At 64.0% G+C, this 22,269-nt stretch carries 19 protein-coding genes; 6 read left to right on the top strand and 13 right to left on the bottom strand.

The features are described from left to right. Nucleotides 1-151: 151 nt before the first annotated feature. Nucleotides 152-1,513, bottom strand: coding sequence for a serine protease (locus XH91_RS00350; RefSeq protein WP_164933566.1), 1,362 nt, complete (start codon nt 1,511-1,513; stop codon nt 152-154). 91 nt (nt 1,514-1,604) lie between these two features. Between XH91_RS00350 and XH91_RS00345 the strand changes: the two genes are divergently transcribed. Continuing rightward, a complete protein-coding gene (locus XH91_RS00345; RefSeq protein ID WP_128948750.1) occupies nt 1,605-2,408 on the top strand; it encodes a HesA/MoeB/ThiF family protein in 804 nt (267 codons plus the stop codon). Between the two features lie 20 nt (nt 2,409-2,428). On the opposite strand, the gene XH91_RS00340 is transcribed toward XH91_RS00345, so the two are convergent. Further along, nucleotides 2,429-3,430: a 2-hydroxyacid dehydrogenase gene (locus tag XH91_RS00340; protein WP_128948749.1), complete on the bottom strand. Its 1,002-nt coding sequence runs from the start codon at nt 3,428-3,430 to the stop codon at nt 2,429-2,431. Nucleotides 3,431-3,755: 325 nt separating this feature from the next. Here XH91_RS00340 and XH91_RS00335 point away from each other — a divergent pair, with 325 nt between their 5' ends. Beyond that, nucleotides 3,756-4,286 carry an SH3 domain-containing protein gene (locus XH91_RS00335; protein ID WP_128948748.1) on the top strand — a complete coding sequence of 177 codons (531 nt, stop codon included), beginning with the start codon at nt 3,756-3,758 and terminating at the stop codon, nt 4,284-4,286. A gap of 176 nt (nt 4,287-4,462) precedes the next feature. On the opposite strand, the gene irrA is transcribed toward XH91_RS00335, so the two are convergent. Continuing rightward, complete coding sequence (irrA, locus tag XH91_RS00330) at nt 4,463-4,951, bottom strand: iron response transcriptional regulator IrrA (RefSeq protein ID WP_128948747.1); 489 nt, start codon at nt 4,949-4,951, stop codon at nt 4,463-4,465. 350 nt (nt 4,952-5,301) lie between these two features. On the opposite strand from irrA, the gene fabA reads away from it, so the two are divergent. Both fabA and fabB read left to right on the top strand, forming a co-directional pair. Further along, on the top strand, nt 5,302-5,823 hold the full coding sequence (fabA, locus tag XH91_RS00325; RefSeq protein WP_128948746.1) for a bifunctional 3-hydroxydecanoyl-ACP dehydratase/trans-2-decenoyl-ACP isomerase: 522 nt from the start codon (nt 5,302-5,304) through the stop codon (nt 5,821-5,823). 39 nt (nt 5,824-5,862) lie between these two features. Beyond that, the gene (gene fabB, locus XH91_RS00320) at nt 5,863-7,086 is read left to right on the top strand and encodes a beta-ketoacyl-ACP synthase I (protein ID WP_128948745.1); all 1,224 of its coding nucleotides are present in this window, start codon (nt 5,863-5,865) and stop codon (nt 7,084-7,086) included. A gap of 38 nt (nt 7,087-7,124) precedes the next feature. Here the strand turns inward: fabB and XH91_RS00315 are convergent, their stop codons facing one another. After that, entirely contained in the window at nt 7,125-8,228 is a 1,104-nt protein-coding gene (locus tag XH91_RS00315; protein WP_100175217.1) for an ISAs1 family transposase, read from the bottom strand. 209 nt (nt 8,229-8,437) lie between these two features. Between XH91_RS00315 and fabI the strand changes: the two genes are divergently transcribed. Further along, complete coding sequence (gene fabI / locus XH91_RS00310) at nt 8,438-9,238, top strand: enoyl-ACP reductase FabI (RefSeq protein ID WP_128948744.1); 801 nt, start codon at nt 8,438-8,440, stop codon at nt 9,236-9,238. Here fabI and XH91_RS00305 read toward each other — a convergent pair. The 4 genes from XH91_RS00305 to XH91_RS00285 all read right to left on the bottom strand — a co-directional run bounded on the left by XH91_RS00305 (nt 9,235) and on the right by XH91_RS00285 (nt 12,664). Then, nucleotides 9,235-9,831 carry a glutathione S-transferase family protein gene (locus XH91_RS00305; RefSeq protein ID WP_128948743.1) on the bottom strand — a complete coding sequence of 199 codons (597 nt, stop codon included), beginning with the start codon at nt 9,829-9,831 and terminating at the stop codon, nt 9,235-9,237. The genes fabI and XH91_RS00305 overlap by 4 nt on opposite strands. 115 nt (nt 9,832-9,946) lie before the next feature. Beyond that, nucleotides 9,947-10,909 carry a hypothetical protein gene (locus XH91_RS00300; RefSeq protein ID WP_245477259.1) on the bottom strand — a complete coding sequence of 321 codons (963 nt, stop codon included), beginning with the start codon at nt 10,907-10,909 and terminating at the stop codon, nt 9,947-9,949. Nucleotides 10,910-11,271: 362 nt separating this feature from the next. Next, nucleotides 11,272-11,730, bottom strand: a complete 459-nt coding sequence (locus XH91_RS00290; protein WP_128948742.1) for a GNAT family N-acetyltransferase — start codon at nt 11,728-11,730, stop codon at nt 11,272-11,274. Nucleotides 11,731-11,737: 7 nt separating this feature from the next. After that, complete coding sequence (locus XH91_RS00285; RefSeq protein WP_128948741.1) at nt 11,738-12,664, bottom strand: hydrogen peroxide-inducible genes activator; 927 nt, start codon at nt 12,662-12,664, stop codon at nt 11,738-11,740. Nucleotides 12,665-12,778: 114 nt separating this feature from the next. Here XH91_RS00285 and katG point away from each other — a divergent pair, with 114 nt between their 5' ends. Then, nucleotides 12,779-14,944 (top strand): catalase/peroxidase HPI, encoded by a 2,166-nt coding sequence (gene katG / locus XH91_RS00280; RefSeq protein ID WP_128948740.1) that lies wholly within the window; start codon nt 12,779-12,781, stop codon nt 14,942-14,944. A gap of 106 nt (nt 14,945-15,050) precedes the next feature. Here katG and pnp read toward each other — a convergent pair whose 3' ends face one another. From pnp to infB, 5 genes are all read right to left on the bottom strand, one after another. Further along, complete coding sequence (gene pnp / locus XH91_RS00275) at nt 15,051-17,213, bottom strand: polyribonucleotide nucleotidyltransferase (protein ID WP_128948739.1); 2,163 nt, start codon at nt 17,211-17,213, stop codon at nt 15,051-15,053. Nucleotides 17,214-17,591: 378 nt separating this feature from the next. Next, nucleotides 17,592-17,861: a 30S ribosomal protein S15 gene (rpsO, locus tag XH91_RS00270; protein WP_028133641.1), complete on the bottom strand. Its 270-nt coding sequence runs from the start codon at nt 17,859-17,861 to the stop codon at nt 17,592-17,594. Nucleotides 17,862-17,863: 2 nt separating this feature from the next. After that, complete coding sequence (truB, locus tag XH91_RS00265) at nt 17,864-18,982, bottom strand: tRNA pseudouridine(55) synthase TruB (RefSeq protein ID WP_164938233.1); 1,119 nt, start codon at nt 18,980-18,982, stop codon at nt 17,864-17,866. Next, nucleotides 18,979-19,422, bottom strand: a complete 444-nt coding sequence (gene rbfA, locus XH91_RS00260) for a 30S ribosome-binding factor RbfA (protein ID WP_128948738.1) — start codon at nt 19,420-19,422, stop codon at nt 18,979-18,981. The genes truB and rbfA overlap by 4 nt, the downstream gene beginning before the upstream one ends. A gap of 155 nt (nt 19,423-19,577) precedes the next feature. Then, nucleotides 19,578-22,268 (bottom strand): translation initiation factor IF-2, encoded by a 2,691-nt coding sequence (gene infB, locus XH91_RS00255; RefSeq protein WP_128948737.1) that lies wholly within the window; start codon nt 22,266-22,268, stop codon nt 19,578-19,580. Between the last annotated feature and the right edge of the window lies 1 nt (nt 22,269).

Raw genomic sequence — 22,269 nt, 5'->3', positions numbered from 1 at the left:
CAGCGCAGCACCCCCGGCGATGCGAAGCATCGTCCGGTGTGATGCGCTGCTGAGCCGGGGCCCAGAATCTTCGTGCACCGACCCTGAAGTGGCATGGGTCCCGGCTCTGCGCGGCGTCACTGCGTGCCGCAGTGCGTCCGGGACAAGCGAGTTACTTCCGCACGCAGATCACGCGCACGACGGCGGCCTTCGCGTCGGTCGACGTGCCATTCGCGGTGACGGCATTCGCTTTCAGGAAATCGCGCACCGTCTCCGCGGAAACCATCACCGCCTGTGATGCCGGCAAAGTCGTCGCGGGGCCTGCAACCATCGCCGGCTTCAGCAGCGCGATGCCCGCGAACTTTCCATCGCCGTCAATCGCAGGGCTGCCTGAGAAGCCGACGGCGGGTGGCGGCGTCAGCGCGGAATCGCTCGCCGTGACCGGCACCAGCGCGCCCTTGACGCTCGACACGCCGGCTGCGCCGCCCTGGCTCTGCGGATCGGCGATACCGACGACATCGACGCCAGTCTTCGCCGCGCCGCTCGCGAGGCTGAGCGGCTTCAGGCCGCGGGCGCCATAGATGTGCAGCAGCGCGAGATCGTGCTCCTTGTCCTCGGCGAGGCGGTCGGCATTGCCGTAGCCGCCGATCGTGATGGCGAGGCAGGAATCGGTGACGAGACGGTCCGCCAGAATCGCGCCGTCCTCGCTGACGATAATGCCGGTGCCGTATTCGACGGTCTTGCGCGGCGGCGGTCCGGCTTGCGGCCCCGAGGGAAACGCACTGAACGCGCTCGACATCGCGATCACGACGGGCTCGACCGTGTTCTCCATGGCCTGGTCATAGAGGATCGTCATGATGCGGACCTCGTCGCCCTTGAAGGTGCCGCGCACGTAGAATTTCTTCAGGCCCTGCAAGCCCGACATCACGAAGAAGTCGGGCTTCACCACGGTGTAATCGACCTTGCGACCGGCCGGCTCTTTCCTCTCGGTGTCAGCGAGTTTTGCGGTGGTCGGGTTCGCCTCCTTGCGGCGGCTCAGCAGCACCTGCACCGTGCCGGTCGGCGAAGTCCATTTCGAGCCGTTGGCGTCGGTCGCTTGATTTGGCACCAGCTTACCGGGAATGCCGAGCCGCGCGCCGCTGGTCATCTCCGTTACGATTTTCCAGCCGACGCTGTCCTGCTTGCGCCGTGCGGTCTCGGCGAGCGCGGCGCGCTCCTGCGGATTGAGCACGCCGGTCGGCTTGCCGCCCTTGGCCTTCTGGTAGTCCTTGATGGCGTCGACCATGCGCGAGCTGACGTCGCCGGTGATGGCGCCGTTATATTGGCCCACCCAGGCGAGGTCGGACTGGAGCGACAGCCGCTCGGCCTGCGCCATCGCGTCGGCCGTTTCCGACGGCGTTTGCAGCGCGGGCGGCTTGATCGGAACGGTCTGGACCACTTTCGGCTTGGAGCCGGGGAGCTGCGGCGTCGTCATCTGGGCGCTGGCGCCTGTGGCGGACGCCAACATCAGTGTTGCCGCAAGCATCGATCTCATGACAAATCCAGCCAGCCCATTGAACGCACAGCCATTGAAGCACATCTCGTTGGTCGCGAACAATGTTGCGGTGGTTCAGGAGTAACAGACAGTGTTGAGCCCGGACGAACTCGAGCGCTATGCCCGCCATATCGTGCTGCGCGATGTCGGCGGACCGGGCCAGGCTGCGCTGAAGCGAGCCTCGGTGCTGGTGATCGGCGCCGGCGGGCTCGGCGCGCCGGCGCTGATGTATCTGGCTGCCGCCGGCGTCGGTACGCTGGGCGTGGTCGATGACGACGTGGTGTCGCTGTCCAACCTGCAGCGCCAGGTGATCCACACCACGCCCGATATCGGCCGGCACAAGGTCGAGAGCGCGGCCGAACGGATCGCAGCCCTCAATCCGCATGTCTCCTTCGTCGGCCATGCCACCTGGCTCAACGCCGACAATGCGCTTGCGCTGATCGGCGATTACGATCTGGTGCTCGACGGTTCCGACAATTTCTCGACGCGCTATCTGACCTCCGATGCCTGCTTCTTCGCGAAGCGGCCGCTGATCACGGCGGCGCTCGGCACGTTTGATGGCTCGCTCACCACCATCCGCGCGCATGAGACGAACGAGCAGGGCGAATTCAACCCGACCTATCGCTGCCTGTTTCCGGAAGCGCCGCCGCCCGGCACCGTACCGGCCTGCGCGGAAGCTGGCGTCATGGGTGCGCTCGCGGGCGTGATGGGCTCGATGATGGCGCTGGAGGCGATCCGCGAGATCGTCGGTTTCGGCGAGGGCCTGGTCGGCCGTCTCCTGATGATCGACGCGCGCGCGATGCGCTTCGAAACGTTGCGCTATGGGCGCGATCCGGCCAATCCGCTCAATGGCGACGGGCCGGTGATGTCGGATCTCAGCGTCCATCGCACCTGAGTGCGATCAGTTCTCGCGCCTTACAGCATGCTCGGCAGGACGCGGTCCGGCGGCTTGTGGGCGTCGAGGAAGGTGCGGATGTTGATGATGACCTTCTCGCCCATCTCGACGCGGCCCTCGATCGTGGCCGAGCCCATATGCGGCATCAGGATCACCTTGCCGGCCTTTGCAAGCCGCACCAGCTTCGGATTGACCGCCGGCTCGTGCTCGTAGACGTCGAGCCCGGCGCCGCCGATCTCGCCGCCCTCGATCAACTTGATCAGCGTGTCCTCGTCGGTCACTTCGCCGCGCGCGGTATTGACGATGTAGGCATCCTTGCGGATCAGCTTCAGCCGTCGCGCGGACAGCAGATGATAGGTCGCCGGCGTGTGCGGACAGTTCACCGAGATGATGTCCATCCGCGCCAGCATCTGGTCGAGGCTTTCCCAATAGGTCGCGCCAAGCTCTTCGGCGATCTTCGGGGCGACGGGACGGCGGTTGTGATAGTGGATCTGGAGGCCGAAGGCGCGGGCGCGGCGCGCGACCGCCTGGCCGATGCGGCCCATGCCGACGATGCCGAGGCGTTTTCCCCCGATGCGGTGGCCCAGCATCCAGGTCGGCGACCAGCCGGCCCAGGGTTTTCCTTCCGTCAGCACCGAGGCGCCTTCGATCATCCGGCGCGGCACGGCCAGGATCAGCGCCATGGTCATGTCGGCGGTGTCTTCGGTCAGGACCTTCGGCGTGTTGGTGACGGTGATGCCGCGGGCATGTGCGGCCTCGACGTCGATATTGTCGACGCCATTGCCGAAATTGGCGATCAGCTTCAGCTTGCAGTCGGGCTGGTTGACGACGTCGGCGCTGATATGATCGGTCACCGTTGGAACCAGGATGTCGGCGGTGCGGGCGGCCTCCGCGATCTGCTCGGCCGACATCGGCGTGTCGTCGAGATTGATGCGTGCGTCGAACAGCTCGCGCATCCGGGTCTCGATCGAGTCCGGCAGCTTGCGCGTCACGACGACGAGGGGCTTTTTCTTCACCGACATGTCCTGCCCTCATGAGGCGTTGCAGGCCGCCTTTGTCGCCAATGGCCGGCTGTTGAGGCCTCATTAACCCGGTTGTTCGACACTGCTTTTGCCGTGTCGTCCCCGGCGTTTCCTTCAAGCTATCACCCCGCTTTCCGACCGGAAAATCGGGGCAAACTGGTTGTTCAGATGTCCGTCCTCTCTAGCAGAAGGCCGGGCCAAGACAAGAACCAGGGCTGGCGCTTCGGGAACACCCGCGTGGGGCGGGAGAGGGGGCGTACGCGGCAGGTTTTGGAATTTGGGGTGAGGACCCGGTTCAGCCGGGACTTCGACAGGAGACGGGTTGATGGCGTTGGGGCGTTTTTGTTCGGTGATGGCGCTCGTTTGCACCTGGTGGAGCGCTTCGGTCGGCCCCTCGCACTCGGCCAAGGACCCCACACCCCAGACCGCCAGCGGTCTGCCGGTGCCGCGCTATGTCAGTCTCAAATCGGATCACGTCAACGTCCGCGCCGGCCCCACCAAGGACAATGACGTGGCCTGGGTCTACACCCGCGCCGGCCTGCCGGTCGAAATCACCGCCGAGTTCGAGAACTGGCGCCGGGTACGCGATTCCGAAGGTGCTGAGGGTTGGGTCTATCACTCCTTGCTGTCGGGCCGCCGCACTGCGGTAGTCACCATGAAGAACAAGGCCGAGCTCGCGCCGATCTATGACCGCGCCGATCCCGACAGCGCAGTGGCCGCAAAGCTCCAGGCCGGCGTCGTGACGTCAGTGAAAAAATGCAACACCAGCTGGTGCCACGTCACCGGCAACGGCTTTGACGGCTGGATCCAGCAGGAACGCCTCTGGGGCGTCTACGCGGACGAGCAGGTGAATTGACGCCGTAGGCTGAAGCCCGAGCTACTGCCGTCATGCCCGGGCTTGTCCCGCCTGCGCGGCCGAAGCCGCTTCGGCGAGGCGAAGGCCCGGGCATCCGCGTACTTCGCTAGCCCCGAGAACGTGGATGGCCGGGACAAGCCCGGCCATGGTGATCTCAGTTCGATTCTAGGGTGATCTCAGCGCTTCTTGCGCAGCCGCACGACCATGTCGATGCGCGCGATCTCGTATCCCTCCGGCACCTCCGGCATCTTGGACAGCTCCAGATGCGGGTCCTCGATATCGACCAGCTCGTGGCTGTTCTCGAGGTAGTAATGGTGGTGGGTGGTGACGTTGGTGTCGAAATAGGTCTTGGTGCCGTCGACGCTGACCTGGCGCAGCAGGCCTGCATCGGTCAGCTGGTTCAGCGTGTTGTAGACGGTCGCGAGCGAGACCGGGACCTTGGCCAGCGTCGCTTCCTCATAGAGCATTTCAGCCGTGAGATGGCGCGCACCCTTGCCGAACAGCAGCCAGCCCAGCGCCATGCGCTGACGCGTCGGGCGCAAGCCGGCAGATTGGAGCATTTCGTTGACGTCGTGCCAGGGGCAGCCGGTCAGGGCCGGCTGGCGGCCGGACAGAAGGGCCGCATGGGCATCTTCGTCGTGACGGATCGCGTTGTTTTCGCTCATTTCCAGAATTCGGGCACGCGTGAACACTATCTACCTGCAATATATGGACAGATAGATGCAGATGCAAGTTTCTCGCAACTAGAGTGGTTCTAATCAGCTCAGGAACCCACCCGAAGCTCCGTCATTTTACCTTCATGGGACGGCTTTGCTACCCGAAAAGGCCTGTGTTAGAGAGCGCGCGGTTCCGCCCAACCGATTTTGGCGCGGCCAGGCATTGGGACCCGGCGCGCGGTCGATCCGGCTCTCGGTATCGGCGCCTGAGGACGGCAATTGGTGTTGCCTTCCGAGCAGGACGGGGCCCATTTTTGCCAGAAACGCCGCTCAATCGGGGTTCAAACAGAGGCTTCCGCATGCTGAACAGGCGCAACGGTTACGAATACGAAGACTTGCTGGCATGTGCCCGCGGTGAGATGTTCGGCCCCGGCAACGCGCAATTGCCGCTGCCGCCGATGCTGATGTTCGACCGCATCACGGAAATCAACGACAATGGCGGCGAATTCGGCAAGGGCCTGGTGCGCGCCGAGCTCGACGTGAAGGCCGACCTCTGGTTCTTCGGCTGCCACTTCAAGAACGATCCGGTGATGCCGGGTTGCCTCGGCCTCGATGCGCTGTGGCAAATGGTCGGCTTTTATCTGGGCTGGGTCGGTGGCGAAGGTCGCGGCCGTGCGCTTGGCCTCAGCGAATTGAAGTTCGGCGGCCAGGTGCTGCCCGAGGCTCGCAAGGTTGTGTACAACGTCGATATCAAGCGCGTGATGCGTTCAAAGCTGGTGCTCGGCATTGCCGACGGATGGCTTTCGGTCGACGACCAGATTATTTATCGCGCCAAGGATCTGAAGGTCGGCCTGTTCAAGCAAGGCACGAGCCTGGGCTAAGCGCATCACCAAGAAGACAACGATTTAGGCGAGGCTGTCATGAGGCGGGTTGTGGTCACCGGGATGGGTATCGTCTCGTCGATCGGAAACAACACCCAGGAAGTGCTTGCAAGCCTTCACGAGGCGAAGTCGGGCATTTCGCGGGCCGAGAAATATGCCGAGCTCGGTTTCCGGTCGCAGGTGCAAGGTGCGCCCACGCTCGATCCTTCCACGGTCGTCGACCGCCGTGCGATGCGTTTCCTCGGTCAGGGCGCTGCGTGGAATCACATCGCAATGGAACAGGCGATCCAGGACTCCGGTCTGTCGCCTGATGAAGTCTCCAACATTCGCACCGGTATCATCATGGGCTCCGGCGGCCCGTCCGCTCGCACCATCGTCGAAGCTGCCGACATCACCCGCACCAAGGGACCGAAGCGCGTCGGTCCGTTTGCCGTGCCAAAGGCGATGTCGTCCACGGCGTCGGCGACGCTTGCGACCTGGTTCAAGATCAAGGGCGTGAACTACTCGATCTCCTCGGCCTGCGCGACGTCGAACCACTGCGTCGGCAATGCCTATGAAACGATCCAGATCGGCAAGCAGGACGTCATCTTCGCCGGCGGCTGCGAGGAGCTCGACTGGTCGCTGTCGGTGCTGTTCGATGCCATGGGCGCGATGTCCTCGAAGTACAACGACACGCCCGCCACTGCCTCGCGTCCCTACGACGTCAATCGCGACGGTTTTGTCATTGCCGGCGGCGCCGGCGTGCTGGTGCTGGAAGAGCTCGAGCATGCCAGGGCGCGCGGCGCGCGGATCTATGGCGAGATCGTCGGCTATGGCGCGACCTCGGACGGCTACGACATGGTCGCGCCGTCGGGCGAAGGTGCCGAGCGCTGCATGCGCATGGCGATGTCGACGGTGAAGACCAAGGTCGACTACATCAACCCGCATGCGACTTCGACGCCGGCCGGCGACCCGCCGGAAATCGACGCGCTCCGTCGCGTGTTCGGCGCCGGCGAAAAGTGCCCGCCGATCTCGGCGACCAAGGCGCTGACCGGCCATTCGCTGGGGGCGACCGGCGTGCAGGAGGCGATCTACTCGCTGCTGATGATGAACAACGGCTTCATCTGCGAGAGCGCGCACATCCAGGAGCTCGATCCTGTGTTCGCCGACATGCCGATCGTGCGCAAGCGCATCGACAACGTCAAAATCGGCACCGTGCTGTCGAATTCGTTCGGCTTCGGCGGCACCAACGCCACGCTGGTGTTTAGCCGGATGGACGTGTGACGGCCAGCTCGCTGTCATGCCCCGGCTTGACCGCAGGGCTATCGCATGTGACCGATAAGGCTGAGAAGGAATTCGTCTTCCCAGCCTGCTCGTTTGACCTTCTGTCGCATGGAGATGCGGGCGGGGTGGGCTCGAATGAGATTGATTGCAGCTCGCCGCAAGATCGCGAAGTTCTCGGGGCCGTTGTTTTTTCTGGTTCGGCAAGCGTCTTCGCCAAAGACGACATCGAGCACCCAGTGCAACTGATTCTCGATGCTCCAATGGCCTCGGACGACCTGCAACAATCGTCTTGCGGGCAGGTATTTGGACAACAAGTAATATCGCACGGACGGCTTGCCGGCGGGTTTGCCATGCAGTCGGCGGCGCGAAGTGATGCGAGCCACGGCCGCCACTCCGGGAAAGCGGTTTGTCGTACCCAGACTGATGTTGCGCATGACGGTGGCGCGCCGGGATTCGCATCGATCGTGCGTGCTCGGCTCGCGTCGTTGAGCCACGCTGCGCTTGCCCGAGCGGGCAAAGCAGCGCTCGACCTCCGCGAACAGTTTGCTTTGATTTTCCTTGAGAGCCAGCACGTAGTGGGCGCCACGCTCGAGCACCTTCTTGGCGAAGGGACGATTGCAATGCAGGGCGTCGGCAGTGACGATGCAGCCTTCGAGCGAAAGCATTTGCAGCACATCCAGGGCACCTTGGGCCTCGTTGCGGCCTGGCGCCTTGCATGCAGCCAGGGCCATGCGGGCTTCGGTTGCAAAGACATTGACCATGTGCAGTGGCGTGGCGCTGCGACCGCGTTCGTAAGCTCCTCGAACAGCTTTGCCATCGACTGCCACCACGCCGGTGAGCTTGATCCCGTTGGCCTCTGCGAATGCTGCCATAAAGCTTCGGAAGGCCTGTTCGAAAGCCCCCGGATCGAGCGCGTTGAAGACCCGGCTGAACGTATCGTGACTGGGGATTCCGTGCTCCAACCGAAGGAATTGCCGCAACAGCTTTTCCTTGGACGACGCGAAAACCTCCATATCCGTCGCGCCCTGTCCTCCGCACAACACCGTTGCCAGCGCGATGACGATGAGGTCCAGCAGGTCGTGCAGTGCGTTGGGTGCACGCGGATCTGGCAACGTACTGAAGATACTGCGAATCTTGCGCATAGGACCCCCACGCCGAATCGGGAGTCCTCTTCAGAATCCATATCGCTGGCCCGCGCAATACCACCCTCAAACCCACATGCGATTCCCCTGGGCTTGACCGGGGCATCCAGTACGCCGTGGCCTCTCGATTCAATTGCTGCTGTCTCTGGAATACTGGATCGCCCGGTCAAGCCGGGCGATGACACCGAAATCATGGGAGCCGCTAGGCAATGGAAGGTTTGATGAACGGCAAGCGCGGTCTGATCATGGGCATCGCCAATGATCATTCGATCGCCTGGGGCATGGCGAAGACGCTGCATGCTCACGGCGCCGAGCTTGCCTTCACCTTCCAGGGCGAGTCGCTCGGCAAGCGCGTCAAGCCGCTGGCGGAATCGCTTGGCGTGGAGCTGGTGCTGCCGTGCGACGTCGAGGACATCGCCAGCGTCGATGCGACCTTCGCTGCGCTGCGTGAGAAGTGGGGCAAACTCGATTTCGTCATCCACGCGATCGGCTTCGCCGACAAGAACGAGCTGAAGGGCCGCTACGCCGACACCAGCCGCGAGAACTTTTCGCGTACCATGGTGATTTCCTGCTTCTCGTTTACCGAGGTGGCAAAACGCGCGGCCGAGCTGATGACGGACGGTGGCAGCATGATCACGCTGACCTTCGGCGCCTCGGAGCGATCGATGCCGAACTACAACGTGATGGGCGTGGCCAAGGCGGCGCTGGAAGCCTCGGTGCGTTATCTCGCCTCCGATTTCGGACCGCACGGCATCCGCGTCAATGCGATCTCCGCCGGCCCCATCCGCACGCTGGCCGGCTCCGGCATCGGCGAGGCGCGGGCGATGTTCGCCTTCATGCAGAAGCATTCGCCGCTTCGCCGCGGCGTCACGCTCGACGAGCTCGGCGGTTCGGCGCTGTATCTGCTGTCCGATCTCTCCGGCGGCGTGACCGGCGAAATCCACTACGTCGATTCCGGCTACAACATCGTGCTGATGCCGCGGCCGGACGATTTGAAGGCGGACGGCTAACCCGCCGCGATCTTCTCCGCGCGCTGGAACGCCGGCCGCGCCATGCAGCGTGCGATGTAGGCATCGAAGGCCGGGCGCGACGGCACCATCTTGAACAGGCGCACCGCGAAATTCAAACCCGCGCCGATCGTGATGTCAGCCGCGGAAAACTCTTCGCCGAGAATCCACGGCCCCTTTTCGAGCGCCGCTTCCAGCACGTCGAACACTTGCGTCGCGCTGCCCCACGCGGCGGTCGAAGTCGGCACCTCGATCTTGGTGAAGATCTGGATGATCGCCGGCTCGATGCAGCTCGGCGAAAAGAACAGCCATTGCAGATAACGCGCGCGGCGCGGGTCGGTCACGGCTGGCGCGAGCTTCGTCTCCGGATAGCGGTCAGCAATATAGGCGCAGATCGCCGCGGCTTCGCCGAGCGCGGCGTCGCCATCGGCAAGCGCCGGCACCTTGCCCATCGGGTTGATCTTCAAATAGTCCGGCGCCTTCTGCGCGCCCGTCGAGATGTCGGTCAGCACGCGCTCATAGGGCAGCCCGCTCTCTTCCATCAGCCAGAGTGTCGAGAACGAACGGGAACGCGGCGACCAGTAGAGCTTGATCATGGTGGTAACCTTTCATCGTCGGAAGGCCAACAGCGCGCAATTCATGCCGCGTTTGCCGTTTATCCGCAACGCACTACGCCTAGGCAGACGGCAAGCGGTGTGAACGACATGTGGGTCAACGTTCTTTTGCGCCGCTTTGACGCGCTGCTGATCGAACCCCGAGCAAAAGCGGCAGCGTCTTGTCGAGGCTTTCGGTCAGCATGGCGCGCACGCCGTCGCGCAGTGCGGGATTTTCGGCGGCATCTTCAGGGCGCGTTGGAAACGATTCTGCAGGTAATTCGCGATAGGGGCCGCCGACTAGCCTGCCCAGAAGCCTCTGTACCACCAGGGAATGATGCAGGTTGATCAGCGCAGAGCTCTGTCTGACAACGGAGAAGTCGCGCCCGTCAAAAATGCGGATAAACGCCAGGGCATACAGAAAGATGCGACGCCCTAGCACCACATCCTGGTTGAGGATGCCGAAACCGCGGACCGTATAGTTCGATGTGCCGATAGGGCTGATTGAATTGAGGATCTGGATGTAGTGCCGGCAATTCGTTCCTTTCGCGACCTCGCGCATGTATCCGGACAGCTCCGCGTCGAGATCGCGAAACAACCTATCCTTCAATGTGTCCTTGGACTCATCGCGGGGAGGAAATTTCGCCGGGTTGTAGGGGATTCTCAGAACGGACACGCCGGCAGGGATCGCGGCGCGAGTCCGCGCGAAGATCAGATCCTTGAGCCCCCAGCCCGGGATCGGGACCACCACCTTCTTATACTGGTATATGGTGAGCCCGGTCGTCTGCACGGTGAATTCATCGCCGGTGGTGACCACGACACCGAAGTCGCACGAGCCACCGGCCACGGGCTTGCCCGTCGCTTCACGACCAGCAGCCGATTTGCTGTTGGCTTGCTTGACCGCCGGTCCTGCCGTCTGCGTCCCTCGTGTTTCCGATTTGGTCTGCGCCGAAGCAGATGTCGAAAAGCACCACAGGACAGCCGCAGTGACGACCACCCGAGCCAGAACGTCAAATGCGGCCAGCCGCAGGAAGCGGACCAGCGATATGCTTTGTCGCGTCCCGTCAGCAAGGGTGCTCACTCGCCCTTGATGTATGCGGGTAGATACTTGTCCAGCTGAGTCGTGAGCAGGCTGCGTGTGCTGTCACGCAGCAATGGATCTGACACGGGACGCTCTCCGCCGCGACCGGCTGTTGTGCAGCCGGCTTGGCCTTCGGCGCTGCCCGCTTGACCGCCGGCTTGGCCGGCGCCGCAGTCCGAGCGGGAGGCACGGCGGGTGTTGGAGGAGTTTGCGCGACTGCCGAGGTCCAAATGGACGAGAGCACGATCAGCGAGACAGCAATGCGGAGCATGGATTCCGGGAGATCAGAGGCAGGAGGTCGTCAGTCTCGCCACACTAGGTGGGGATCGTGACAACCGCAAGCTGCGGCCGGAGTTCGACGCCTACCGCGTGGGCCGCTTCCACCGGTAGTATTTCATCACGAACCCATTCGACGGCTCGACCTCTTCCTTCTCGAACACAAAGCCTTCGCGCTCATACCAGCGCCAGGCCTTCTCGTTCTCGCGGACGCAGCGCAGGGACATCTCGTCGGGCATCTGCGTGCGCGTGAAGGCGAGCAGCTTGCGACCGAGCGATTGGCCCTGGTAGGCGGGCCCGACGAAGAGCATGTCGAGATAGAGTTTTGGCAGATGCAGCGCCAGCATGGCGGCGATTGTGCCGAAATCGTCGGCGACGAACAGGGTCCAACCGTTTTCGATCTCGCGTCGGATGCGTGCACGCAGGTTCGCCAGCAGGAATTCGCTGACCTCGGCGAGACCGGTCGACACCCAGCTCTCCATCCAGACGCGGCCGATCTCGTCATATTCGTCGGTGCGGGCCGGGCGGATGATCAGATCTGACATAGCGGCTTCAAGCCTTTTGCCCGCGCGCGGCCTGCCGCGGTCGTGCCTTGCCGGCGGACAGGCACACCACCTCGGAGATTTGCAGGAGCTGGCGCGCCAGCGGGCTGGTCTTGCGCCAGACCATGCCGATGGTGCGCGAAGGCTCGGGATCGCGGAAGCGCGACAGCGAGACCGAGGCCGATCGCGTCTCCACCGACACGGCCATCTCCGGAATCAGCGTGACGCCGATGCCCGCGCTGACCATCTGGACCAGCGTCGACAGCGAATTTGCGTCCAGCATCTCGCGCGGCGGCGCCGACTGCATGTTGCAGAACGACAGCGCCTGGTCGCGGAAACAATGGCCCTCCTCTAACAGCAACAGCCGCATCTCGCGCATCATCTCGCGCGACGGCGCCGGGGTGCCCGCATCCGTACCCGGCCGCACCAGCAGGAATTTCTCCTCGAACAAGGCGACCTCGGTGAGCGAGGGCTCGGAGACCGGCAGGGCGACGATCGCGGTGTCGAGCCGGCCTTCGACCAGCTCCTGGATCAACCGCGGCGTCATCGTCTCGCGCACGCGGATGTCGAGCTCCGGATGCATCCGCGTGAGGTTCTTGGTGATCTTGGGCAGCAGGTACGGTGCGATGGTCGGGATCATGCCGATGCGCAGGCGCCCGGCAAAACGGTCCTGCGAGGCGCGGGCGAAATCGCCGAGTTCATCGACCGAACGCAGGATGTCACGGACGCGCTGCGCGAGCTCCTCGCCGAACCGGGTCAGCGCAACCTGCCGGGCGCTGCGCTCCAGCAGCAGCCCGCCGAGCGCCTCCTCGAGTTCCTTGATCTGCATCGACAGCGCCGGCTGCGAGATGGAACAAGACTCCGCGGCGCGGCCGAAATGACCATGGCGCGCCAATGCGTCGAAATAGCGCAGCTGGCGTAGCGTCAGATTGATCATCAGAAAATCCTATCGCAGCGATCACTAAAGTCAACTTCCCCTGATCGAACGCGGCGCTTACAGTGCCTCGACCTGGTCAATGGCGCGAGTGCGACGCCACCAGAGGAGGTATTCATGGACGACACTTCGAAGTGCCCGTTTTCGGGCGGCAAACGCGTGCCAGCGAACCGCGACTGGTGGCCCACCAATCTCAGCATCGAGATGCTGCACAAGAATTCCGGCCTGTCCGATCCGATGGGCGAGGCGTTCGACTACGCCAAGGAATTCAAGTCGCTCGACCTGAACGCGGTCATCAAGGACCTGACCGCCCTGATGACGGACTCGCAGGAATGGTGGCCCGCCGACTTCGGTCACTATGGCGGCCTCATGATCCGCATGGCCTGGCACAGCGCGGGCACCTACCGCATCACCGACGGCCGCGGCGGCGCCGGTGCCGGTCAGCAGCGCTTCGCTCCGCTCAACTCCTGGCCCGATAACGCCAATCTCGACAAGGCGCGCCGGCTGCTTTGGCCGATCAAGCAGAAATACGGCCGCAAGATTTCCTGGGCCGATCTGATGGTGCTCGCCGGCAACGTCGCGCTGGAGTCGATGGGCTTCAAGACGTTTGGCTTCGCCGGCGGTCGCGCCGACGTCTGGGAGCCGGAAGAGCTCTATTGGGGTCCGGAAGGCACCTGGCTGGGCGATGAGCGCTACAGCGGCGAGCGTCAGCTCGCCGAGCCGCTCGGTGCGGTGCAGATGGGCCTCATCTACGTCAATCCGGAAGGCCCGAACGGCAAGCCGGATCCGGTCGCCGCGGCCAAGGACATCCGCGAGACCTTCTTCCGCATGGCGATGAACGACGAGGAAACCGTCGCGCTGATCGCGGGCGGCCACACCTTCGGCAAGACCCATGGCGCCGGCGATCCGTCGCTGGTTGGCCCCGAGCCGGAAGCGGGCGCGCTGGAAGACCAGGGCCTCGGCTGGAAGAGCAAGCACGCCACGGGCCTCGCCGGTGATTCCATCACCAGCGGTCTCGAAGTGACCTGGACCACGACGCCGACGAAGTGGAGCAACAACTTCTTCGAGAACCTGTTCAAGTACGAATGGGAGCTGACCAAGAGCCCGGGCGGTGCGAACCAGTGGACCGCCAAGGGTGCCGACGCGATCATTCCAGATCCGTTCGACAAGTCGAAGAAGCACCGGCCGACGATGCTGACCACCGACCTCTCGCTGCGCTTCGATCCGGCCTATGAGAAGATCTCGCGCCGCTTCCTGGAAAACCCCGATCAGTTCGCGGACGCCTTTGCCCGCGCCTGGTTCAAGCTCACCCACCGCGACATGGGCCCGGTCCAGCGCTATCTCGGCCCGCTGGTGCCGAAGGAGACGTTGATCTGGCAGGATCCGATTCCGGCGGTGAATCACGAGCTGGTATCCGAACAGGATATCTCATCGCTGAAGTCGAAGATCCTGGCTTCGGGTCTCTCGGTGTCCGAGCTGGTCTCGACCGCCTGGGCTTCGGCCTCGACGTTCCGCGGCTCGGACAAGCGCGGTGGCGCCAACGGTGCGCGTATCCGTCTTGCCCCGCAGAAGGACTGGGAGGTGAACCAGCCGGCCCAGCTCTCCAAGGTGCTCGGCAAGCTCGAAGCGATCCAGAAGGACTTCAACGCCTCGTCGGGCGCCAAGAAGGTCTCGATCGCCGACCTGATCGTGCTCGGCGGTTCTGCCGCGGTCGAGAAGGCCGCCAAGGATGCCGGCGTCGACGTCAAGGTTGGTTTCACGCCGGGCCGCATGGATGCGACGCAGGATCAGACCGACGTCGAGTCCTTTGCTCCGCTCGAGCCGCGGGCCGATGGCTTCCGCAACTATGTCGGCAAGAAGCATCAGTTCATGCATCAGGAAGAGGCGCTTGTTGATCGCGCGCAGCTTCTCAAGCTCACGGGGCCTGAGCTGACCGTGCTGGTCGGCGGCCTGCGTGTGCTCGGCGCCAATGCGAATGGCTCGAAGGCCGGCGTCTTCACCTCAAAGGTGGGAACGCTGTCCAACGACTATTTCGTCAACCTGCTCGACATGAGCACGGCGTGGACGCCGGCGGCCGACGGCTCCTACGAGGGCCGCGACCGCAAGACCAACGCGGTGAAGTGGACCGCCACGCGCGCCGATCTGATCTTCGGCTCGCACTCGCAGCTCCGCGCCTTCGCCGAGGTCTATGCCTCGTCGGACGCCAAGCAGCAGTTCGTGGCTGATTTCGCCAAGGCCTGGACCAAGGTGATGAACCTCGACCGGTTCGACATCGTGGCCTGAGTTTGTTGCACCTCTCCCGCTCGCGGGAGAGGTCGCTCACTCCCGAACACAAACAAAAAGGGCGGCCTTTCGGCCGCCCTTCGTGTTTCCGATGTGGCTGAAGCGATTACTCGCCGGCCGCTTCGCGCGGGGCCTTCTCGCCCTCGCCGCCCTTGTCCTTGCCTTCGAGGTCCTCGCCGGTGGTCTGGTCGACGACCTTCATCGACAGGCGGGTCTTGCCGCGGTCGTCGAAGCCGAGCAGCTTGACCTTGACCTTGTCGCCTTCCTTGACGACGTCGGAGGTCTTCTGCACGCGGTTGGCCGCGAGCTGGCTGATGTGGACGAGGCCGTCCTTCGAACCGAAGAAGTTCACGAAGGCGCCGAACTCCATCACCTTGACGACGGTGCCGTCATAGATCTGGCCGACTTCCGGATCGGACGCGATCGACTTGATCCATTTGATCGCGGCCTTCATCGCCTCGCCGTCGCTGGATGCGACCTTCACGGTGCCATCGTCCTCGATGTTGACCTTGGCGCCGGTCTTCTCGACGATCTCGCGGATCACCTTGCCGCCGGTGCCGATCACTTCGCGGATCTTGTCGGTGGCGATCTTGAAGGTCTCGATGCGCGGCGCATATTCGCCGAGCTCGGCGCGGGCGTTGGTGAGCGCCTTCGCCATCTCGCCGAGGATGTGGATGCGGCCTTCCTTGGCCTGGCCGAGCGCCACCTTCATGATCTCTTCGGTGATGCCCTCGATCTTGATGTCCATCTGCAGCGAGGTGATGCCGGCTTCCGTGCCGGCGACCTTGAAGTCCATGTCGCCGAGATGGTCCTCGTCACCGAGGATGTCCGAGAGAACCGCGAAGCGCTTGTCTTCGAGGATCAGGCCCATCGCGATGCCCGCGGTCGGCCGCTTCAACGGCACGCCGGCGTCCATCAGCGCGAGCGAGGCGCCGCAGACCGACGCCATCGACGAGGAGCCGTTGGATTCGGTGATCTCGGAGACCACGCGGATCGTGTACGGGAACTCGTGATGCGGCGGCAGCACCGGATGGATCGCGCGCCAGGCCAGCTTGCCGTGGCCGATCTCGCGGCGCTTGGTGCCGCCGAGGCGGCCGGTCTCACCGACCGAGTAGGGAGGGAAGTTGTAGTGCAGCAGGAACGTCTCCTTGTACGTTCCCGACAGTGCGTCGATGTACTGCTCGTCCTCGCCGGTGCCGAGCGTGGTCACGACCAGGCCCTGGGTCTCGCCGCGGGTGAACAGCGCCGAGCCGTGGGCGCGCGGCAGCACGCCGACTTCGGCGATGATGTTGCGCACGGTCTTAGAGTCACGGCCGTCGATGCGCTTGCCGGTGTCGAGGATGTTCCAGCGAACGATCTTCGCCTCGAGCTCCTTGAACACGGCGCTGATGCGCAGCTTGTCGTATTTCGGCTCCTGCCCCTCGGGGAAGTAGTGGGCGATCACCTTTTCCTTGACCTTGCCGACCGCGGCGTAGCGATCCTGCTTGACCGGAATGGCATAGGCGGCGCGCAGCTCCGCCTCGACCAGGCCCAGCATTTCCTTCTCGAGCGCGGCGTTGTCGATCACGGTGACTTCGCGCGGCTCCTTGGCGGCCTTCTCGGCGAGCTCGATGATCGCGTTGATGACAGGCTGGAAGTGGCGGTGACCGAACATCACGGCGCCGAGCATGATGTCCTCGTTCAGCTCCTTGGCTTCCGATTCCACCATCAGCACGGCATCCGCAGTGCCGGCGACGACGAGGTCGAGCTGGGTGTCGACCATCTCGTCGAGCGTCGGATTGAGGATGAACTCGTCATTGGCAAAGCCGACGCGGGCGGCGCCGATCGGGCCCTTGAACGGCGCGCCGGACAGGGTGAGCGCGGCCGACGAGGCCACCAGAGCAACGATGTCGGGATCGTTCTCCATGTCGTGCGACAGCACGGTGGCGATCACCTGGGTCTCGTTGCGCCAGCCGTCGACGAACAGCGGACGGATCGGACGGTCGATCAGGCGGGAGACCAGCGTCTCCTTCTCGGTCGGGCGACCCTCGCGCTTGAAATAGCCGCCGGGAATGCGGCCGGCTGCGTAGGTCTTCTCCTGATAGTCGACGGTCAGCGGCAGGAAGTCGACGCCTTCACGCGGCGCCTTCGCCGCGACGACGGTGGCGAGCACCACGGTCTCGCCATAGGTGGCGATGACGGCGCCGTCGGCCTGTCGTGCGATCTTGCCGGTTTCGAGCTTGAGAGGGCGTCCGCCCCAGTCGATCTCGACTGAATGCTTATTGAACATAGAGGTCTTCTTTCATGGGTTCTCGAAAGAAGGGACGGCTCGAAAAACAAAAACCATGTCAAGATTGCAGGACGCTGATCGGAGCGGGTGATCAGCGTCCTGCGATCCTGCCATGGTCTTTGGATGTCGGATGGCGTCCATCCTTTCGGGTCATACGGGCACCTTGCCCGTTGCGCCCAGCCGCCGGATTGCTGCTGGACTGTCAGTCGGCACGTTCGCGAACACCGAACCGCGGTCTTCGCGCTTCATGCCCCCGGATGCGAAGCATCATTGGCTCGCACCGGACGTCCGCGTGAGCCTCGATCAAAAACCCTGCAATAAGCGCTTTTGCTCGAAACCACGCGCAAAAACGCGCGCCAGTGGCGCGCGCAAGAACTCTTAACGACGAATGTTGTGCTTCTCGAGCAGCGCCTTGTACCGCGCCTCGTCCTTCTTCTTCAGGTAGTCGAGGAGCGAGCGGCGGGTCGAGACCAGCTTCAAGAGGCCACGACGCGAATGGTTGTCCTTCACGTGGGTCTTGAAATGGCTGGTCAGGTTGTTGATGCGTTCCGACAGGATCGCGACCTGAACCTCGGGCGAACCGGTATCACCGGCCTTGGTAGCATTCGTCTTGATGACTTCCGCTTTGCGTTCTGCGGCAATCGACATCGTCAATTTCTCTCGTTGCGACCGGTTGAGGCAGTCAAGCCGGTCAGGTTGAACACACGCTTGGGGATGATTTCGCCATTGCCAACCTCAGCAAGCGCCAAAAGACGGCCTGCCACCGTGACATAGACTGTGCCGCTACTTGTGGGCGCATCCCGTCCGCGCAACAAAACGGCCTGGCCCCGATGGAGCCTTGCCGCATCAGCCCGAGTGACGGCCAGTGCCGGGATGTCGTCCAGCGCGGTCTCAACGGGCATCAGCGCGTCGGCGAGGCTTCCCTCGCCGGACGCGGCTCTATCGCACAAAGCCTCCAGCTGATCCAGCGGAATCATGTCATTTTCGCTGAATGGGCCGACCAGGGTCCGCCGCAGCGCGCAGATATGGCCGAAAGTGCCGAGAATCCGGCCCATATCGCGGGCGAGCGCCCGGACATAGGTACCCTTGCCGCACTCGGCCTCGAACACGGCTCTGTCGTTATCCGGTTGATCTACAAGGGTTAAATGGTGAATCTCGACAGGACGGGGCGCCAGCTCCACGACCTCGCCGTCGCGGGCCAGGTCGTAGGCCCGTTCGCCCTGGACCTTGATCGCCGAGTAGCGCGGCGGAACCTGCTCGATCACGCCCGTGAAGCGCGGCAGCAGGGCCAGGATGGCCTCGCGGGTCGGACGCTGGTCGGACGTCGCGGTAACCTGGCCTTCGATATCGTCGGTGTCGCGCTCCTCGCCCCAGCATACGGTGAAGCGGTAGCGCTTGCGGCCGTCCATCACGAAGGGGACCGTCTTGGTGGCCTCCCCAAGTGCAATGGGCAGGCCGCCGGAGGCGAGCGGATCGAGCGTGCCGGCGTGGCCCGCGCGCTTGGCATTGAACAGGCGCTTGAGCACGGCAACGGCCTGCGTCGAGGTCATGCCGATCGGCTTGTCGAGCACGACCCAGCCGTGCACGTCGCGCCGGTCGCGGCGCACCTGATTGCCCTTCTGCTTGCCCGCGCGCGGATCGCTGTTGACGCGACGCGTCTCCTGATGCGGCATTCCATTGCCGACGGCATCGGCAAAACTATTTTTTTGCACGTCGCGCGTATCGGGCTCTTCGCTGGCGATCGTGCCGTGTGCGGGGTCCATCATCATTGTTCTTCTTCCCGATCCGAATCCGGATTCTGATCCGGATTCCTGTCCAAGTCCTTTTGCACCGCAGGTGTTCGCAAAAGCTTCTCGATCCGTTCCGCTTCGTCGAATCGTTCGTCGACGCGGAAGCGAATGTCAGGTGCAAATTTCAGGTTAACGCGCCGCGCGACTTCGCCGCGCAGGAATTTCTTGTTGCGATCGAGCGCAGCGATGACGAGCTCGGTGTCGCGGCCACCAAGCGGCATCACGTAGATTGTCGCGAGCTTCAGGTCGGGCGACATCCGCACCTCCGGCACGGTGATGATGTGGCCTTCGAGATCCGCATCATGCACGCTGCCTTGCGCCAGAATATCGGCTATCGCGTGGCGAACCTGCTCGCCGACGCGCAGCTGGCGCTGCGAGCCGCCGGGCGCGGAACTCTTTTTCTGATGATGCCGTGGCATGGTTGAAAATCACCTCGTCGTGCCCGCGTTGGGACACGAGCATTGTCATTTGTCCTGTTGAAACGAATGGAGCGTGGATGGCCGGAAAAAATCCGGCCATCGCACTCCCGCAATTTCAGCTCAAAAAGATCCGGGCGCTTCGGTAAGATTTGGACTTACAGGGAGCGCTGGATCGTCTCCACGCGATAACACTCGATCACGTCGCCGGCACGCATGTCGTGATAGTTCTCGAAGGCCATGCCGCATTCCTGACCGGCCTGGACTTCCTTCACTTCGTCCTTGAAGCGCTTCAGCGTCGACAGCTTGCCTTCGTGCACGACGACGTTGTCGCGGATCAGGCGCACATTGGCGCCGCGTTCCACGGTGCCGTCGGTGACGCGGCAGCCGGCAACCTTGCCGACCTTGGAGATGTTGAAGATCTCCAGGATCGAGGCGTTGCCCAGCATGGTTTCGCGCAAGGTCGGCGCGAGCAGGCCGCTCATCGCCTTCTTCACGTCGTCCACGAGGTCGTAGATGATGTTGTAGTAGCGGATCTCGATGCCGTTGCGCTTGGCGGCCGCAGCGGCCTCCTTGTTCGCACGAACCGAGAAGCCGATGATCGCGGCGTTGAAGCCCTCCGCGAGCGTCACGTCCGATTCCGAGATGCCGCCGACGCCGGCATGCAGGATGCGGGCGGCGACTTCGTCGGTGCCGAGCTTCTCCAGCGAGCCGAGGATCGCTTCCAGCGAGCCCTGCACGTCGGCCTTGATGATCAGCGGGAATTCCTTGCGGCCCGCCGTCTTCAGTTGCGACATCATCTGTTCGAGCGAGCCGCGCATGCCCGATATCGAGGCCGCCGCGTTCTCGCGCTTCTGGTGGGCACGGTAGCTCGTGACCTGACGGGCGCGGGCTTCGTTCTCGACCACCGCGAGACGGTCGCCGGCTTCCGGCGGGCCGTTGAAGCCGAGCACCTCGACCGGCACCGAGGGGCCGGCTTCCTGCACCGTCTCGCCCTGATCCGAGATCAGCGCGCGGACACGGCCCATCTCGGCGCCGGCGACGATGATGTCACCGACACGAAGCGTGCCGCGCTGGACCAGCACGGTCGCAACCGGACCACGGCCGCGATCGAGCTTGGCTTCGATCACGGTGCCTTCGGCCGGGCGCTCCGAATTGGTCTTGAGGTCGAGGATTTCGGCCTGGAGCGCGATCATCTCAAGCAGTTTGTCGAGATTGGTCTTGTTCTTGGCGGACACTTCGACGTCGACGACGTCACCGCCGAACGATTCCACCTGCACCTCGTGCTGGAGCAGCTCGGTGCGGACACGCTCGGGCTTGGCATCGGGCTTGTCGATCTTGTTGATGGCAACAATGATCGGCACGCGCGCCGCCTTGGCGTGGTTGATGGCCTCGATCGTCTGCGGCATGACGCCGTCATCGGCCGCAACCACCAGCACGACGATGTCGGTGACCTTGGCGCCGCGGGCGCGCATCGCGGTGAACGCGGCGTGGCCGGGCGTGTCGATGAAGGTGATCTTCTTGCCGCTCTCGGGCGAGACGACCTGGTAGGCGCCGATATGCTGGGTGATGCCGCCGGCCTCGCCGGAGACAACGTTGGCATGCCGGAGCGCGTCGAGCAGCGAAGTCTTGCCGTGGTCGACGTGGCCCATCACGGTCACCACAGGCGAACGCGTCTCGGTGTCGGTGGAATCGTCGGTGGCGTCGAACAGGCCTTCTTCAACGTCGGACGCGGCAACGCGCTTGACGGTGTGACCCAGTTCTTCTGCGATCAATTGTGCGGTGTCGGCGTCGATCACGTCGGTGATCTTGTGCATCGCGCCCTGCTTCATCAGCATGCGGATGACGTCGACCGCGCGCTCGGCCATGCGGTTGGCGAGCTCCTGGATGGTGATCGCTTCCGGAATGACCACCTCGCGGATGAGCTTTTCCTTTGGCTCATTCGAGGCATGGCCCTTCAGGCGCTGGGTGCGGCGGCGGAACGAGGCGATCGAGCGCTCGCGCACTTCGTCGGCATTGAGCGCGGTGACGACCGTCAGGCGGCCGCGCTCCTTCTGCGGGCCAGGCTTATGGGTGGGCTTTGGCGCGACCACAGGACGCGCGGCGCCGCCGGGACCGCGACGGATCTGGCGCGGACCATCGTCCTCGTCCGGTCCGGCCGCAACGGCGGGAGCGCGACCCACAGGGCCACCCGGCCGTGACGTGGTGGTCGTTGCCGGGCGGGCAGTAGTCGTCGCTCCCGGTCGCGTCGTGGTCGGCGCGGGGCGCGGCGCGCTGGCCGCCGGGGCAGAGGCTGCTGCGGCGGGACGCGCGCCTGAAGCCGGCTGCTCGCCTTCGCCAAAACGCTTCTTGGCTTCGGTCTCGGCCTTGCGCTTGGCCTCGTCCTCGTGACGGTGACGCTCTTCCTCGGCCTTGCGGCGGGATTCGGCGGCTTCGCGCTCGGCGCGTTCGGCGGCCTCGCGGACGGCGCGGCGCTGGGCCTCTTCCTCGGCCTGGCGGCGCTCTTCGACTTCGCGAACCTTGGCGTCAGCCAGCGCGCTGGCGCGAGCGGAGCGTTCGTCCTCGGTCAGCGTACGCAGCACCACGCCGGAGCCGGCGTTGCGCGGCGGTGCCGGGCGCGACGGGGCGGGCGTGGGCGCAGCCGGCGTCGGCTTTGCAACAACCGTGGGCGCCTGCGGCTCAGGGCTGCCGTCGATGCGGCGCTTACCGCGCTTCTCGACCACGACCTGCTTGCTGCGGCCATGGCTGAAGCTCTGGCGCACAGTGCCCGTTTCGACGCGCGGCTTGAGCGATAGCGTCTTGCTCGGAACGCTCAGCTTCTTGTCGTCAGGGGTCTTGGTATCAACCATT

This window comes from Bradyrhizobium guangzhouense, assembly GCF_004114955.1.
GTDB lineage: Bacteria > Pseudomonadota > Alphaproteobacteria > Rhizobiales > Xanthobacteraceae > Bradyrhizobium > Bradyrhizobium guangzhouense.
The sequence above is the reverse complement of the archived record's forward strand: the minus strand, read 5'-3'. Positions and strand labels throughout refer to the sequence as shown.